General features: G+C 42.1%; 15 protein-coding genes. 13 read left to right on the forward strand and 2 right to left on the reverse strand.

What is annotated here, in order from left to right:
- The first annotated feature begins 4 nt into the window (after positions 1–4).
- Genes def through D891_RS0103615 form a run of 13 tightly spaced genes read left to right on the forward strand, consistent with a single transcriptional unit; the run spans position 5 to position 11032 of the window.
- A complete protein-coding gene (gene def / locus D891_RS0103555) occupies positions 5–511 on the forward strand; it encodes a peptide deformylase (protein WP_025209660.1) in 507 nt (168 codons plus the stop codon).
- Positions 512–2494, forward strand: a complete 1983-nt coding sequence (uvrB, locus tag D891_RS0103560; RefSeq protein WP_025209661.1) for an excinuclease ABC subunit UvrB — start codon at positions 512–514, stop codon at positions 2492–2494.
- Positions 2495–2533: 39 nt separating this feature from the next.
- Positions 2534–3250 (forward strand): ATP-binding cassette domain-containing protein, encoded by a 717-nt coding sequence (locus D891_RS0103565; protein WP_025209662.1) that lies wholly within the window; start codon positions 2534–2536, stop codon positions 3248–3250.
- Position 3251: 1 nt separating this feature from the next.
- Positions 3252–4211, forward strand: a complete 960-nt coding sequence (locus tag D891_RS0103570; RefSeq protein ID WP_025209663.1) for a SufB/SufD family protein — start codon at positions 3252–3254, stop codon at positions 4209–4211.
- Positions 4211–4486 (forward strand): PP0621 family protein, encoded by a 276-nt coding sequence (locus tag D891_RS0103575; RefSeq protein WP_025209664.1) that lies wholly within the window; start codon positions 4211–4213, stop codon positions 4484–4486. The genes D891_RS0103570 and D891_RS0103575 overlap by 1 nt, the downstream gene beginning before the upstream one ends.
- The gene (locus D891_RS0103580) at positions 4483–5718 is read left to right on the forward strand and encodes an O-antigen ligase family protein (RefSeq protein ID WP_025209665.1); all 1236 of its coding nucleotides are present in this window, start codon (positions 4483–4485) and stop codon (positions 5716–5718) included. The genes D891_RS0103575 and D891_RS0103580 overlap by 4 nt, the downstream gene beginning before the upstream one ends.
- Entirely contained in the window at positions 5715–6365 is a 651-nt protein-coding gene (gene fsa, locus D891_RS0103585; protein WP_025209666.1) for a fructose-6-phosphate aldolase, read from the forward strand. Before D891_RS0103580 ends, fsa begins: the two co-directional genes overlap by 4 nt.
- Positions 6352–6939: an RdgB/HAM1 family non-canonical purine NTP pyrophosphatase gene (rdgB, locus tag D891_RS0103590; protein WP_198014779.1), complete on the forward strand. Its 588-nt coding sequence runs from the start codon at positions 6352–6354 to the stop codon at positions 6937–6939. Before fsa ends, rdgB begins: the two co-directional genes overlap by 14 nt.
- Complete coding sequence (lptA, locus tag D891_RS0103595) at positions 6932–7432, forward strand: lipopolysaccharide transport periplasmic protein LptA (RefSeq protein ID WP_025209668.1); 501 nt, start codon at positions 6932–6934, stop codon at positions 7430–7432. Before rdgB ends, lptA begins: the two co-directional genes overlap by 8 nt.
- Positions 7433–8815 carry a glutamate--tRNA ligase gene (gene gltX, locus D891_RS0103600; RefSeq protein ID WP_025209669.1) on the forward strand — a complete coding sequence of 461 codons (1383 nt, stop codon included), beginning with the start codon at positions 7433–7435 and terminating at the stop codon, positions 8813–8815.
- The gene (locus tag D891_RS0103605; protein ID WP_025209670.1) at positions 8802–9566 is read left to right on the forward strand and encodes a YhjD/YihY/BrkB family envelope integrity protein; all 765 of its coding nucleotides are present in this window, start codon (positions 8802–8804) and stop codon (positions 9564–9566) included. Before gltX ends, D891_RS0103605 begins: the two co-directional genes overlap by 14 nt.
- Before the next feature lie 57 nt (positions 9567–9623).
- Positions 9624–10373 carry an efflux RND transporter periplasmic adaptor subunit gene (locus tag D891_RS0103610; protein ID WP_025209671.1) on the forward strand — a complete coding sequence of 250 codons (750 nt, stop codon included), beginning with the start codon at positions 9624–9626 and terminating at the stop codon, positions 10371–10373.
- The gene (locus D891_RS0103615) at positions 10373–11032 is read left to right on the forward strand and encodes an endonuclease V (protein ID WP_025209672.1); all 660 of its coding nucleotides are present in this window, start codon (positions 10373–10375) and stop codon (positions 11030–11032) included. Before D891_RS0103610 ends, D891_RS0103615 begins: the two co-directional genes overlap by 1 nt.
- Here D891_RS0103615 and D891_RS0103620 read toward each other — a convergent pair.
- Entirely contained in the window at positions 11022–13913 is a 2892-nt protein-coding gene (locus D891_RS0103620) for an ABC transporter substrate-binding protein (protein WP_025209673.1), read from the reverse strand. The two genes, D891_RS0103615 and D891_RS0103620, sit on opposite strands and share 11 nt — an antisense overlap.
- Positions 13910–15901, reverse strand: a complete 1992-nt coding sequence (locus tag D891_RS09145) for an EAL domain-containing protein (protein WP_025209674.1) — start codon at positions 15899–15901, stop codon at positions 13910–13912. The genes D891_RS0103620 and D891_RS09145 overlap by 4 nt, the downstream gene beginning before the upstream one ends.
- Between the last annotated feature and the right edge of the window lie 45 nt (positions 15902–15946).

Below are 15946 nucleotides of genomic sequence, written 5' to 3' on the forward strand. Positions count from 1 at the left end.
GCCTATGCCTGTTAGAGATATAGTGATTTACCCTGATCAGAGATTGAAGACCGTATGTGATGAGATTAGGAATATAGATGAAAAAACGCTCAAGGTTGCTAAGGATCTATTGGAAACCATGCGCTATTACAACCATACAGTCGGTATAGCTGCCCCCCAGATAGGTGAACTTGTGAGGATTATAGCCGTTGATGCATCGAAGAATAAAAAGGGGCAGAAGATAAATCACGGCGAGCTTGTTATGATAAACCCCGAGATTTTAGATTGGAGCAGCATAATAAAAACGAGAGAAGGGTGCTTAAGCGTGCCGGATTATACGGGTAATGTCAACAGGGCGAGGAAGATTACTGTAAAATACTGGGATTTAGACGGTAAGGAGCACCAATTCGACACAGAGGGCTTTGAGGCTGTGGTTATTCAACACGAGATAGACCATTTAGACGGTATTTTGTTTATAGATAGAATCATCTCAAAAAGAACCGATCTTTTCAGGCGAAAAAATTACGGCTAAATGGGGATATTCAAGCTAAAGAGCGATTATGAGCCTGCAGGCGATCAACCCAGGGTTATAGAGGAGCTGGTAAACAACCTCAAGAGGGGTGTTAAGTATCAAGTCTTATTGGGTGTTACAGGCAGTGGCAAGACATTTACCATTGCAAATGTCATAGCCCGGATCGACAAGCCTGTTTTGGTAATATCCCACAACAAAACGCTGGCTGCTCAGCTTTACAATGAATTCTCTGCGTTCTTTCCAGAGAACGCCGTTGAATATTTTATTAGCTATTACGATTACTATCAACCAGAGGCCTATATTCCCCGAACGGATACCTATATAGCCAAAGATTCATCCATAAACGACGAGATAGACAGGCTTAAGCAAAAAACCGTAATGAGCCTTTTGACCCGCAGGGATGTGATTGTCGTGGCGAGCGTTTCCTGTATATACGGAGCGGGCGAGAAGGAGGATTATTCGAAGCTTGCATTTTATATCAATGTGGGTGATAAGCTCTCAAGAAAGGATATACTTTCGACTTTTGTTGAGCTTTTATATACAAGGAACGATATAAACTTTGAGCGTGGCACATTCAGGGTTAGGGGGGATGTTATTGATATATATCCATCTTATATGAGGAATCTGGCCATAAGGATAGAGTTGTTTGACGATGAGGTGGATAGAATTGTTATGTTTGACCCCCTTACCAACAGGGTTGTTGAGGAGAGGGAATCTGTTGCTATATTTCCTGCCAATTTCTTTATTACGACAAAGGAGAAGAAGGAGAGGGCCATAAAATCGATTAAGGAAGAGCTAAAGGAGAGGGTTGAATACTTCAAAAGCAGGGGTAAGCTACTTGAGGCCCAAAGGATTGAAGAGAGAACGAACTTTGACCTTGAGATGATAGAGCAGACAGGTACATGCGCAGGCATTGAGAATTACTCCAGACACTTCTCAAACCGAAAACCCGGTGAACCGCCAGGGACATTGATAGATTACTTCGGGGATGGTTTTTTGGTTATAATAGACGAATCCCATGTGACGCTTCCGCAGCTAAAGGGCATGTATAGGGGGGATTATTCCAGGAAAAAGACGCTTGTGGATTACGGGTTTAGGCTTCCTTCTGCATTGGACAACAGGCCGCTTAGGTTTGAGGAACTCATGGAGAGATGGGATCAGGTTATCTTTGTTTCTGCAACCCCTGATGAATTTGAGATTAATCTATCCAATGGGGTTGTTGTTGAGCAGATCATAAGGCCAACGGGGCTTATGGAACCGCCCGTTGAGGTAAGACCTATGGATAATGCCGTGGATGATCTATACTCTGAAATAAAAAAGGCAACTGAAAAGGGTGGCAAGGTTCTGATAACCACGCTGAGCAAGAGGATGGCTGAGGATCTGAGTGAGTATTACAATGAATTGGGATTAAAAACGAAATATATGCATTCTGAACTAAACGCCATAGAGCGGGCAAAGATCATAAGCGATTTAAGGAATGATAAATTCGATTGCATCATCGGCGTTAACCTGTTGAGGGAGGGGCTTGATATACCAGAGGTAAACCTCGTGGCTATACTGGATGCTGATAAGGAGGGTTTTTTGCGTTCAACCACAAGCCTGATTCAGACATCCGGAAGGGCGGCCAGGAATGCAGAATCCAAAGTGATATTCTATGCCAACAAAATGACCGACTCGATGAAGAAAGCCATTGATGAGATAGAAAGAAGGCGCAGGATTCAGGCAGAATACAACAAAAAACACGGCATAGAGCCCAAAACCATAGTAAAATCCAAGGATAACAAGATGCTTCAGATGTGCAATCTGGATTACATGGATACGCTGGAGGGGTTTGATCTTCAGCTAAAGCCTAAGGATATACCCAAAAGGATAAAACAGCTTCAAAGGCTTCTTAAGGATGCGGTTAAGAAGATGGATTTTGAGTCTGCTATAAAATACAGAGACGAAATAGAGAAGCTCAAAAAGCTTGACCTTGAGGTATAAAGCGTTATTATTTAGTCAACTCTTTGTATGGGAGGTAAGATGCTTAAGCTTGAGAATATAAAGTATTCCAAGAATTCAAACGAGATCATCAAAGGCATAAACATGGAGTTTGAAGAGGGCAAGGTTTACGGTATAGTGGGTAATAACGGCGTTGGTAAATCAACAATAGGTTATATCATTATGGGGCTTTCTGATTATAAACCGAATGAGGGTAGGATTGTACTTGATGGTGAGGATATAACCGCGCTGGATGTCACAGAAAGGGCAAAAAGGGGTATATCGCTTCTGTGGCAGGAGCCTGCAAGGTTTGAGGGTATAACGGTTGAAAACTATCTAAAGCTCAATCGGAATATACCAAAAAAGGAGATAGAAGAGGCATTGGAGTTTGTTAATCTTGAGCCCAATAAATACCTAAAGCGCTTTGTGGATAAGAAGTTATCCGGGGGTGAGAGAAAGAAGGTTGAACTTGCAAGCTGCCTGCTTTTAAAGCCAAGGTATATAATAATGGATGAACCGGATAGCGGTATCGATATAATGAGCCTGGATATGATAATAAAGGTCATAAATCGCTTTAAAGAGATGGGGAGCGCCGTTATTGTTATAACCCACAGAAAGGAGATAGCCTTGAGTTGCTCCTATTCTTATCTTATATGCGCTGGTAAGGTTTTTTTGGAAGGCTCAAGTGAAAAGATAGTGGAGTACTATGAGAAAACCTGCGATACATGCGGCCACATAAACTATCTGGAGGAAGATTAGAATGGATATAGTTAAGGGATACGAGAAGGAGTTTGAGCAGCTTGTTGAGATGTATGAGAAGAATACAAATGATAAAAGCCTAAGAAGCCCTGGTGTTGCAACGATAATAGTCAGTGGCAATAAGGTTGTGGGCCTAAACAGCGTCAAGGGCATGAGGATTACATCGAAGGAGAGGGCCGACGGACTTGTGATGATAGATGTGGAAATAGAAGATAACACGATAATCCCTGTGCCTGTTCACCTCTGCACGGGCTTTCTGAAAAAGAGGGGTGAGCAGATATTGAAGTTTAACTATATAATAGGCGACAATGTTAAGGTGAAGTTTAAGTCGCATTGCATACTTACAAAGGTGGAAAAGCTGCACCACTATATGGAGAGCGACATGTATATAGGTAAAAACTCCTTTGTTGTCTATGAGGATGAGCACTTTCACGATGAAAACGGCGGTGTGTTTGTTGAGACGATAACAAAGATGAAGGTCGATGAGAATTCTTACTTTGCAAGCAAGTTCTATGAGACCAAAACGAGGGTCGGAAGGATCAATGTGGTTATGGATATAGAGCTTCTGAAGAATGCGAAAGCCAACTTAGAAAGCAAGATATACGGCAGGGAGGATGATATAATCGACATAAGAGAGGTTTTACGGCTAAACGGTGAGTATTCCTCCGGTATCGCTGCATCCACCATATTTGCAACGGATAGAACAAAGGCCCATGTTGTGAATGAGGCTTACGGTAATGCTGCCCATGCAAGGGGTCATATAGAGTGTAATGAGATAGTGAAGGGCAACGAGGTTGAGGTTTCAACCCTGCCGCTTCTGAAGGTTTTAAACGATAAGGCTGAGCTGACCCATGAGGCCAGTGTGGGTAGAATTAACCAGGCGCAGCTTGAAACCCTTATGGCAAAGGGTTTAACAGAGGATGAGGCTGCGGAGTTTATAGTTAACGGTCTGTTGAGCTGATGCTTAAGATTTTATTTTTTCTCTTTCTGCTTTTTTTGTTTGTGACGATATATTCGTTTAAAAAGCGTGTTGATAATATACTCGATGCTATATTTCCGCCAAGGGATAAAGCAAAACAGAATAACAACAGAAATAATCGGCCTGAGCAGCTTGTGAAGTGTGCAAACTGCGGTGTGTATTTGCCAAAATCCGAGGCCGTCAAGAAGATAAAACTAACAGGTGGTGTGGTCTATTTTTGTTCAGAGCAATGCAAAAAGGAGTATGGTAAGAGATGATTTTTTTAACCATTGCTGTTGTTCTTTTGAGTTTGTCAACGCCCACATCCATAGCCTTGGATAATGTTGCCATAGGCGTCGGTCTGTTGGGTTTGATATTATCTTACAAAAGGCTAAGGCTTTCGGATATAGATTACAGGGTGTTGGGTGTTTCGGGTGTCGGGTTTGTATCGTCTATTCTGTCGTATAGACCCATTCATAGCCTAAACAATGCACACTATCTGTGGCACTTTTTGCCGTATTTTATCTCATCGAGGGTCGATAGAAAGAAGATAAGGTTGGTGTTGATATTGCTGGGTATTGCTGCCATAGTTAGCGCATTTGCCGTCATCTTTCAGGCTTTTACGGGGATAAAAATAAATCATGCCCACTTAAGCGATTTTATGAATATACACTTTTTTAAAAAACCTCATTATTATGTCGACATAGGGTTATTTAGCAACTCTCTGACAACAGCGGGAATACTGGCTCCTATTTCTCTTTTGTTTATCTCTGTTTCTGTATTCGAGAAGGATGTTAAATTGAGGTTTTACTATTTACTTGTGTCTTTTCTTCTTTTTGTTGCGTTGCTGCTTACTCTGAAGCGCACATATTGGCTGGGTTTTTTGGTTGCCCTGCTTCTTTCCCCTTTTATATATTTTAGATCCAAATCGTTTAGGGCAATAGTCTTGACTATTCTAACCGTCTCTGTGCTTTCTTACTTCTTTATTAAGCCAGTTCATAATAGCTTTCAGGCTGTAATTCATTACAGCAAGAGCGAATCGGCTATAAATAGGATAGCCCTCTGGCAGGCGGGGATTGATTTGTATAAGGATTATAACATAAAGAACAAGCTCATAGGTTGCGGAAGCGGTAATCTGTTTCATTATGTTAAACCTTATATGATAAAAAGGGTTAGAATGGCTTTTCCCCATAAAAAGGATATTATGCCTTATGTGTATAGTTCTGTTCACAACGAATATCTGCAAATTTTGCTTAAGTGGGGCGTTGTGGGTCTTGTTGTGTGGCTTTATTTATGGGGCTATGTGCTGTATAGGAATGTTGTTTTTATAAGAAAAACGGATAGTGATTTTTACCGAGGGGTTGCTATAGGCCTGACGATGGGCTTTATTGCCTTTTTGGTGGGTGGTTTTTTTGAGCATAATGTCGGTGATGCAGAGGTTATAATAAGCGTAATGTTTCTTCTTGGATTGGACAAGAATATTCTTGATTCGTTGGGGGAGGCAGGATGAAGTTCTTTTTGGATACTGCAAATGTGGAAAGGATAAGGTATTTTGCCGAGATGGGGCTTGTGGACGGCATTACAACAAACCCGAGTCTCATTGCCAAAGAGGGCAGGGACTTCAAGGAGGTAATAAGCCAGATAACAGAGATCGTCGATGGGCCCATATCGGCTGAGGTCGTCTCAACAGAGGCCGTCGGCATGATCGAGGAGGCCAGGGAGCTTGCAGCAATACATGAAAACATCGTAATAAAGATACCGATGACAAGGGAGGGTATAAAGGCCACACATCAACTTGCATCGAAGGGCATAAGGGTTAACATGACCCTTGTCTTTTCACCTGCCCAGGCGTTGCTTGCTGCCAAGGCCGGTGCGAGGTATGTAAGCCCATTTATTGGCAGGCTTGATGATATATCGACCGATGGGCTTGATATGGTGGCACAGATTAGGGCAATTCTTGATAATTACGACTTTGAGTGCGAGATTATAGCTGCAAGCATCAGGCATCCTTTACATGTAATAGGGGTTGCCAAGATGGGTGTTGATATAGCCACCATACCGCCCGATGTTATGGATAAGCTGTTCAATCACCCCTTAACCGATATAGGTCTTGAGAGGTTTTTGAAGGATTGGGAGAATGCCTTTGCAAAGCGATAGAGTTATTGTTGTGGCGACAAACAACAAGCACAAGCTTAAAGAGATAAGACAGATCCTTGAGGGTTTTAAGGTTCTGTCGGCCTCTGATGTTGTGGAGGGGTTCAATCCTTCTGAAGACGGCAAGACATTCTGTGAGAACTCGCTCATAAAGGCTAAAGCCCTGGCCGAATTTAGCCAATATCCCGTATTGGCCGATGATTCTGGCCTTGAGGTGTTTTCGTTGGGCGGAGAGCCGGGGGTTTACTCCTCGCGGTACTCCTCAAGCGGGCTCGATGAGGATAACATAAAAAAGCTCCTTGAGAGGCTAAAGGGTGAGGTTGACAGGAGGGCCCGGTTTAGCTGCTGCATGAGTCTCATCGTGGGGGGGTGCATAATCCAGAAGGAGGGTTATGTTTACGGTGTGATAATAGATAAACCTATAGGCGATAACGGTTTTGGCTATGATCCGATCTTTGTGCCTGATGGTTATGATATGACATTTGCCCAGATGAGCCAGGATCAGAAAAACGCCATATCACACAGAAGAAGGGCTTTGGCAATGATAAAAGAGGAGTTGGAGAAGATTTATGGTTAAAAGGATTCTTGTGGTTTTGGCCATTTTAATGGTGAGCCTTAAGGCTTCAGCCGTCAATCCTAAGGAATACATAAAAAAAGGCAACCAGCCGCTCCACATAACGGCCGATAAGCTTACGGCTTTTGATAAAAAGGGGCTCTATATCTTTGAGGGTAATGTAATTGCAACAAGGGGTGATGTTAGGTTAACATCGGATAGAATGGAGGTCTATAAGGATAAAAAAACCGGCGATATCGGCAAGGTTGTGTGTATTGGACATGTCGTTATAACGAAGCAGGATAAGAAGGCCATGGGCGATAAGGCCATATATACGGCATCCGATTCCAAGGTGGTCTTAATTGGTCATGCTAAGGTGATCTCGGGAAAAAACAACATAACTTCAGATAGGGTTGTTTATTATCTCGATAGGGATTATGTTGTGTCTCAGTCGGATAACAAGACAAAGAGGGTTGAGGTTACCATATATCCAAATCAGAAGAAGGGGAGTCAATAGATGGTTAGAACACGCTTTGCTCCATCTCCAACGGGTCATCTGCACATAGGCGGCCTGAGGACGGCGATCTTTAATTATCTGTTTGCAAAGGCCAATAGTGGCGAGTTTATTCTGAGGATTGAGGATACGGACAAGGAGCGCTCAAGGGAGGAGTTTACCCAGGCCATCTTAGAGGGGCTTAAGTGGTGCAATATAGAGTGGGATGAGATATGCTATCAGAGCGAGAGGAACGAGATATACGAAAGATACTTAGACAAACTCATAAAAGAGGGTAAGGCCTATAGGTGTTATTGCTCCAAAGAGAGGCTTGAAAAGCTAAAGGAGGAGCAGCTGAAGAGGGGTGAGAATCCGCATTACGATGGCCACTGCAGAAACCTGAAGGATTACCCTAAAGATAAGCCGTATGTGGTTAGGATTAAGCTGCCTGAGGAGGATATAGATTTTTTTGACCATCTCCACGGCGATATGCACTTCTCTTATAAGGAGTTTGATGATTTTATCATAAGGCGGTCCGACGGTTCGTTTATGTATAACTTCACGAATGTGGTGGATGATATAGAGTGCGGCATAACGCATGTAATAAGGGGCGATGACCATTTGACGAATACGGCAAAGCAGATTGTCCTTTATCGGCTTTTTGGTAAAAAGCCTCCTGAGTATGCCCATGTTCCGATGATTTTGGGTGAGGATAAAACGAGATTGTCAAAGCGGCACGGTGCAAAAAGCGTTTTGGAATACAGGCAAATGGGTATTCTGCCTGTGGCCTTGGTTAATTACCTACTGAGGCTGGGTTTTTCATACGGCGATAAGGAGATATTTAGCTTCGATGAGATGATTAGATATTTTTCCCTTGACAGGCTCAATAAGTCTGCTGCCGTCTTCAATCCCGATAAGCTCATCTGGGTAAACTTTGAGCATATGAAGATGATGCCGCCTGATAAACTCCTTGGGTATTTAAGGCCGTTTTTGGATGAGGCCTGCTTAAGCTTTGATGATGGCTATTTGATTGAGGCCATAAAGACAAGGCAGACCAAAGCGCAAACACTTGTTGAGCTTGCCGATGAGATTAGGTTCTATTGCAAACCGCCTGAGGATTACGATAAAAAAGCAATAAAGAAGTATGTAAAGGCAAGCACAAAGGAATATTTAGCCCTTCTGTTGGAGAAGCTAAAGGATGCGGATTTTTCCTCTGAGCAGGCGCTTGAGGGTATTTTTGAGGATGTGCTTAAGAGGTTCGATATAAAGATGGTCAAGCTTGCCCAGCCTGTGAGGATAGCCCTAACGGGCAGGGGTATTGGGCCTGGTATATACGAAATGCTTATGGTTTTGGGCAAAGATGAAACCATAAGACGCCTGGAAAGATTCCTGAATGTCGTTTTTTAACATCAAGGAGGCGCTCCGCATTTACAAAGAGAGGCAGGTGCTGTTGTGGAGCGCTTTTTTGACCTATCTTACCGTTCTAAACATAGTGCCTTTTGTCTATTTTTCCTTGTTTGTGCTATCCCATCTGCCCTTTGTCGATAAGAAGATCCCTTACTTCAAAAAGGCGATTGTCAATATAGTGCCGGCCTATGCGGATAAGGTCAGTGTCTATTTTGATGTGTTTTTGAGTAAGTTGTCCTCCATGGAGCTGATAAACTCCATCATCTTCTCCTTATCCATGATGAGCTTGGTTTTGGGTTTCTTTAAGGCTATAAGGTATATATTGCAGACAAGGGATAAGCTCAATATCCTGAAAACCTTTGGCTTTGTTCTGTTGGGTATTATCGGTGTGGGCGTTGTCATTACAATCGCCGTGGCTTTGAGGATTGTTATACCGCTTTTTATGCCTAAGATAGCCGATGCTGCTTATGTTAAGCTTTTGCCTTTTCTTATATGGTTTATCTTCCTATTTGCCCTGTTTTATATTACAAAGCCCAAGGATTTGAGGTTTTTGAATGTATTGGTCGCATCGTTTATAACAACGGTGGCTGTTTTTCTGCTTAAAGGAGCCCTATCGGCCTATTTTTCTGTGTTTTCTTATAATAAGGTTTATGGTGCTGTTGCAATAGTGCCGTCGCTGCTTTTATGGTTGTTCTTGTTGTGGAATGTTATACTGTTTGGCGTTGTTTTGGCCAAGGTGTTAAGGATTTGAAAAAATCGTGCTTAATCGCTATATTATTTGCTGAATCTAATTGGCGGTTTTTTGAATATGAATAAGAAGCTGGATTTCTTTCTGATTCTTGCCTCTATTATAGCGATTGTTTCGGTGCCATTATTTTACAGGGGCGTCTATAGGAAGTTTAAAGAGCTGACAATCAGAAGGGCCTTTGTTTCTGCCGAGGTTATCGGCGTTTCCCCTTCCTATGTGTCGGGTATGGTTGTTAAGATGTATGTTAGGCGGGGGGATACGGTCAAGAAGGGGCAGATGATCGCTCTAATCGATGATACGCTCTATAAGGCCGAGGTGGACAAAAAGCTCAGCAGGCTGAATAGCATGTCGTTTGAGCTTAAGAGGTTTGATAACAATACGAACGGCTATGCCTATATGAGCTTAAAGAACGAGATCGATGTTCTAAAGAAGGATGTAAAGCTATCCCAGCTTATGCTTTCATACACCAGGGTTGTAAGCCCCATTGACGGTGTGGTGGCAAAGGATGTTGTCCATGTAGGCGATAGCGTTTCTCCATCAACGGTAATAGCGTATCTGTATAAACCCAAAACCCTCTATGTTAAGGCGTTTGTCGATGTTGATGATACTGAGTATCTGAGGGTTGGGCAGATCGTTAAACTTAGGGATATAGCCACAAAGGCAGAAACATTGGGCAAGATAGAGAAGTTGGGCGACATAGATGTCTTCAGTGTTTGTAATAACGGCGATGTGTTGCCCGTTGAGATCTCTTTGAAGTCCAACAAGGGCTTTAACTTCTCAGATCCCGTTGTCGTTATTGTAAAAAAATAATGGATTTGGAGAAACTTAAGCTTCAACAGCTATCCCTGCTGAAGAGCCTAAACCTTAAAGATAGAATTAAACCAGACAAGGTTAGGTATGTGGCCGGTATCGATCTAACCTATCTGGATATATGGAAGGCCTCCACCATTGGCATTGCCTCTTTAGTTGTATGGGATGTTGTTAACAGAAGCGTTGATGATGTGTTCTTCTATGAGGGCAGGGTCGATTTTCCATACATACCCACATTTTTGGCTTACAGGGAACTGCCCTTGATACTTGGTGTTTACAATAGATGCACCCGTGGTGTCGATGCTTTTATGCTCGACGGTATGGGTATAATGCACCCAAGAAGGATGGGTATTGCTGCTCACTTCGGCATCGTTTGCGATGCTGTCTCTTTGGGATGTGCCAAATCCCACCTGATAGGCGAATACAAACTGCCAGATAGTGTGGGTGAATACAATGCCGTTTTGATAGACGGTGAGGTTGTGGGGTATGTATTGAAGTCTAAGAAGAACGCCAACCCCATCTTTATCTCACCGGGAAACAACATCACAGCCCAGAGCGCCCTAAAGCTTACGCTTATGTGCTTGAATGGCTATAGGCTCCCTGAGCCAACAAGACTTGCCCACAACTTCCTGCAGGAATACAGGAGGTCTATTTCATAGGCAGGTATATCTTGAATGCCGCGCCGTCTTCTGTGTTGTATGCCTCTATCCTGCCGTTTAGGTGCTCCTCTATAATGATTTTGCTCATATAAAGGCCAAGCCCCGTCCCTTTTTTGCCCTTTGTTGTAAAATAGGCGTCGAATATGTGTTCTATGACATTCTCATCAATACCGCCGCCGTTGTCTGTAATGATTATAACCGCATGGTTGCCTTCGGCCCTGGTGGTTATTGTTATGGTCGGTTTCTCTATGTTTCTTTCAATTAGCACATCCCGGGCGTTGTTTAGTATGTTTAGTATGACATGCTTTAGCTCGTTGCCGTATAGGTTGATCATGCATGAGCAGTTAAAATCGGTCTTTATGGTTATATTTTTGCTTACAAAGTGGTCCTTGACGATCTTTAGGAGCGTTTCTAAAAGCTCATCAATGTTCGTTGGTTCCTTGACTGTTTGAGGTTTGTAGAAATTCCTGAAGTCCTCTATGGTTGCGTTTAGGTGCTGAATGTACTGCAATATGTTGGACAGCTTATTTGTCAGGGTCTTGCTATCGAGCCTGTCCATCTGAATCTGTATTAAGAGGTTGTTAACGGTGGCCGATATGGCGTTTATGGGTTGCCTCCATTGATGGGCTATCATGCCCATCATCTCGCCCAATGCTGCTGCTTTGGATTGTTGCATAATCATCCTGTCTTTTTTTATGTTTTTCTCTGTTTCTTCCTTTACCCTTTTGCTTAGCTGCCTATTTAGGTTGTTCAGCTGTTGTTGCAACCTCTTTATAGGTGTTATATCGACGGCTGTGATGAGCGTGATCTCTTCGTTTTTTATCTTTATCCTTGTGGCCTTGGCCAGCGTGTTCAAGATGGTGTTGTCCTTTTTTATCAGGTTTAGTTCAAATGTATCCCTGTTTTCTATCGCCTCTTTGATCTTCTCTGTTTCTCCTTGCGGCACCAGGTCTGATATGTTCTTATCCTTTAACTCGCTTTCTGAATATTTAAGCGAATGGAGCGCCATATCGTTAAATTGCAGACATCTTCCGTCTGTTTTGATGAGTATTGTCATCTGGATGGAGTTCTCCATTATGGCCTCAAAGTTCTTTAGCGATTCCTCAAGCCTCTTTTTTGTCTTTAGTAACTCTTCGTTTTTCCTGTAAAATACCCTTATTACCCAGAATAGAAACAGGATGACTATAATCGAGATAGAAACAATCTGAATTATGCGCTTTTTGTATATCTCTTGGGATTGTTTTGAAAGCTGGTATGAGCTGATTTTCTCTATACCGCTTTTTCCGATTTTGGATAGAGCCTTGTTGATTATGCTTGCAAGTGTGGGCAGGTTTTTGTTTATTGCCATGGATATCTCTATATATCTGTTTGTTGTTCCAACGATCTTTATGTTTTTTAGGCGGTATCTCTTTATGTAATAGCTTGCTATTAGTGGGCTTATCACGCAGAAGTAATTGGGGTCTTCCTCCAGCCTTTTAAACACCTCATCAAATGTGTTGAATTCCTTGATGGTAATCTGCGGGCACTGCTCCTTTATAATCAATGTCGGGGATGTGTATTTTGCCTCTAAGAATATCTTGTTTTTAAGCTCGCATAGGGAGTTTACAAAGCTTATATTGCTCTTTGAGAAGATGAATAGCTCCTGCTTTGCATACGGTTTGGTGAAGATGGCCTGTTTTTTTAGAAGTTTTTTGTTGCCCATAGTGGGCAAAAGCTGACATTTGCCCTCCCTGAAGAACCTCAGCGATTCATTGAAGTTGCGGGTTTTTAAGAGTTTGAATTTGATGTGTGTGATGTTTGAGATCTTCTTTAGCAACTCTATGGATATGCCTTTTGCGCCGCCGTCTTTGTCTATGAATTCAACAGGCCTTAGATTTGGCCTTATACAGTATGTTATTGATGGGTGTTTTTTTATAAACTCCATCTCCCTTTTGGTAAACAGGGCCGATTTATGCGGTGTTTTTATGTATTCATCAATGTTTAGCGGTGGCTCTTTGTTTAGTATCTTTGCAAACTTTGATGTTATCTTCTTTATGATGTTTTTGTCTATAAAGCCTAAGCTAAACACATCGGGCATGATCACATCCTCTATCATGTTTGCCTCAAATATTAAGGCTTTTAGGGATTTTTTTGATGAGTATTTGTTGTATATGATATGTGCGATCTCGTCTTTGTGAGAAAGGGCGTATTGCCACCCCTTTATTGATGCCTCTGTGAATCTCTTTACTATGTCTGGGTGTTTTTCTAAAAATTCCCTTGATGTGAAGAGGTTGCCTGAGTATGCAAATATGCCGTAATTGGACGGGTCGATGATGTTGTATGGTATGCCTAACTCGTTGAGCATGTATGTCTGGTTGGTTATGTATATGGGTATCGCATCGACCTTGCCATCGATAAAGGGTTTTATTGTGTATGAGCCCTTCTTCTTGATGATCTTTTTGAAGTGTATGTTGAACTTCTTTATTAGAAGTCCGACGCTGGTAAGTGTTATGTCGGTGCCGCCGCAATACAACACCTTGTTGTTTAGCTGCTTGGGGAAAAGTATGGAGGGTTTAACTGCCAAAACCAATGGTGATTTCTTAAAAAAGTTTGCGACAATAACTATGGGTTTTCTGTTTATGATGGATGTGAATATATCGCTGCCTGCAACACCGAACTCAACCTTCCCGTTTAAGACATCATCGACCACCGCACCGTGGTCGTATTCTATAATATCCACATCCAGGCCTGCATCTTTATAAAAGCCCTTCTCCTTGGCGGCTATGTATCCTGCAAACTCGAATTGATACTTCCAGTTTAGCTTTAGCCTCACCTTTATGGGTTTTGCAGCGGATAGTTGAGCTATAAGGATGATAAAGAGGGCTATTAAAAATCGTTTCATTGCTCTATTGAGGGTTGCGGTTTGCCTATATAGAACCCCTGCGAATAGTCTATGCCCAAGGATTTTACTATCTTGAATATCTCCTCATCTGAGACAAACTCGGCAATGGTTTTATACCCCTGTCTATCTGCAAACATCTTTATGGCCTCAACAATGTCTAAATTGCTTTTGTTGTCCTTTATGTTTTTTATGAGCGATGCGTCTATCTTTATGTAATCCGGTTCGTATTCTATGAGCCTGGAGAAGTTTGAATAGCCGCTGCCAAAATCGTCTATGGCTATCTTGGCGCCGACCTTTTTCATATTCTTTATGAAGTTTTTTACTAAATGCTCATGGTGGATGCCCTCATCCTCCAAAAGCTCTATAACGAGCCTCTTTGCTATCTCTGGATTTTCCCTCAATCTAACGATTAGCTTTTCCCTTGTGATTTTGTCCTCTATATCTATGGATGATAGGTTTATAGAGACCTCTTTTTTGGTCTTTTCTATGGTGCTTAAGGTGTTTTCTATCACTATGTGGGTTATCTGTTTGTAATACTTGCCTATCTTGGCTATATTGAGGAATGTAAACGGCGTTAGTATGTTGCCGTTTGAGTCGATAAGCCTGACCAGGGATTCGTATTTCTCTATCTTTCCCGTCTTGTTGTTGAATATTGGTTGATAGTATGAAACAATCCTTTTGTGTTTTATGGCATCCCTTATGGTCTTTAGCATCTTTATGTTGTCTTTTGCCTTCTGTTGTATCTGCTGATATAGACCGTCTGCCTTGACTATGTCGAGCTTTTCCCTTTCGGCCTTCTTTATGCCTAAGGTTGCGTTTTTTAGCATGTATTCCTTCTGCTGGGTGAAGCTTAAAAGGAGCTCTATCTCGTATTCGTATTCACCGATCTTTATCGGCCTGTTTCTGACCCACTCTTGAAAGTATTTTATGTTTTCCAAAAACTCATTTATGTTCTCCTCAGAGATTCTATATTCCTTTAAGAAGGCAAACTCGCCGTTGTCTAACTTGTATGAAAAGTCAAACGAGAATCCGTTGAATGTAAACCTCTTCGCCTCTTCTAAGAATCTATCCTGCAATTGCTCAAGCATCTCCTGGCTGTATAGGTTTTCAAGATCCTCATAATCCTCGATTTTGCACAGAACCAGCAACGGGTTTTTCAACTCGTTTATCTTATCCTGTAAGACCTTTTTGGGGTTGATGAGGTCTGTTACATTCTCCCTTACGGCTATGTATTCTTTTATGTTGCCTTTTTCGTCAAGTATGGGGGCTATGTGGGCCCTCATATAGATGGCCTTGCCGTCCTTTGTTCTGTTTTTTACAAGCCCCTTCCATATCCTTTTGGATTGTATGGTATCCCATAGGTCTTTAAAGGCCTCAGACGGCATATCCGGGTGTCTTACTATATTGTGCGGCTTGCCCAGAAGCTCCTCTTTTGAGTATCCGCTGGATTGGCAGAACTTCTCGTTTACATATGTTATGATGCCCTTGGGGTCGGTCTTTGTAACGGTAAAGCTTTCATCTATTATGTGCCTGTATTGCTCAAGCAGGGCTATAGCCCTATCCCTTTCCTTCCTTAGAATGGTTTTTTCTATGACCCTATAGACTGAATCCATAAGCTGGTCAATGTCTATGGGCTTTATTATGTATCCATAGACGCCTATCTTTATGCTTTCTAAGAGATACTCCATGTTGTTGAAGGCGGTTATGATGAGTATGGGCACCTTTCTGTCTATCTCTTTAATCTTTTTGACCATCGTTATGCCGTCCATTTTTGGCATGTTGATGTCTGTTATTACGATGTCGTGCCGATTCTTCTTAAACTTCTCAAGCCCCTCTAAGCCGTCTTTGGCTTCCTCTATGTTATTGAAGAAGTGGCTTAGAAGCTGGATGGTTTCCAGCCTTATGCTATCATCGTCCTCGACATATAGAACGGTTATGTTTTCCTCGTCTTTTATCTGCTGGATTTTATCAAATAGCTCTTTATCCATTTGAAAACAAAATATTTTAAATGAGAGGTTTTGTCAAGTTTTTGA

It is taken from the genome of Hippea sp. KM1, from assembly GCF_000526195.1.
Taxonomy (GTDB): Bacteria; Campylobacterota_A; Desulfurellia; order Desulfurellales; family Hippeaceae; genus Hippea.

Bases quoted from the DNA above. Each gene is read 5' to 3' on its own strand.
- fsa (WP_025209666.1), top strand. From the start codon at position 5,715: ATGAAGTTCTTTTTGGATACTGCAAATGTGGAAAGGATAAGGTATTTT.
- D891_RS0103620 (WP_025209673.1), bottom strand. From the start codon at position 13,913: ATGAAACGATTTTTAATAGCCCTCTTTATCATCCTTATAGCTCAACTA.
- def (WP_025209660.1), top strand. From the start codon at position 5: ATGCCTGTTAGAGATATAGTGATTTACCCTGATCAGAGATTGAAGACC.
- D891_RS0103615 (WP_025209672.1), top strand. From the start codon at position 10,373: ATGGATTTGGAGAAACTTAAGCTTCAACAGCTATCCCTGCTGAAGAGC.
- D891_RS0103575 (WP_025209664.1), top strand. From the start codon at position 4,211: ATGCTTAAGATTTTATTTTTTCTCTTTCTGCTTTTTTTGTTTGTGACG.
- gltX (WP_025209669.1), top strand. From the start codon at position 7,433: ATGGTTAGAACACGCTTTGCTCCATCTCCAACGGGTCATCTGCACATA.
- D891_RS09145 (WP_025209674.1), bottom strand. From the start codon at position 15,901: ATGGATAAAGAGCTATTTGATAAAATCCAGCAGATAAAAGACGAGGAA.
- D891_RS0103605 (WP_025209670.1), top strand. From the start codon at position 8,802: ATGTCGTTTTTTAACATCAAGGAGGCGCTCCGCATTTACAAAGAGAGG.
- D891_RS0103565 (WP_025209662.1), top strand. From the start codon at position 2,534: ATGCTTAAGCTTGAGAATATAAAGTATTCCAAGAATTCAAACGAGATC.
- D891_RS0103610 (WP_025209671.1), top strand. From the start codon at position 9,624: ATGAATAAGAAGCTGGATTTCTTTCTGATTCTTGCCTCTATTATAGCG.
- lptA (WP_025209668.1), top strand. From the start codon at position 6,932: ATGGTTAAAAGGATTCTTGTGGTTTTGGCCATTTTAATGGTGAGCCTT.
- D891_RS0103580 (WP_025209665.1), top strand. From the start codon at position 4,483: ATGATTTTTTTAACCATTGCTGTTGTTCTTTTGAGTTTGTCAACGCCC.
- D891_RS0103570 (WP_025209663.1), top strand. From the start codon at position 3,252: ATGGATATAGTTAAGGGATACGAGAAGGAGTTTGAGCAGCTTGTTGAG.
- uvrB (WP_025209661.1), top strand. From the start codon at position 512: ATGGGGATATTCAAGCTAAAGAGCGATTATGAGCCTGCAGGCGATCAA.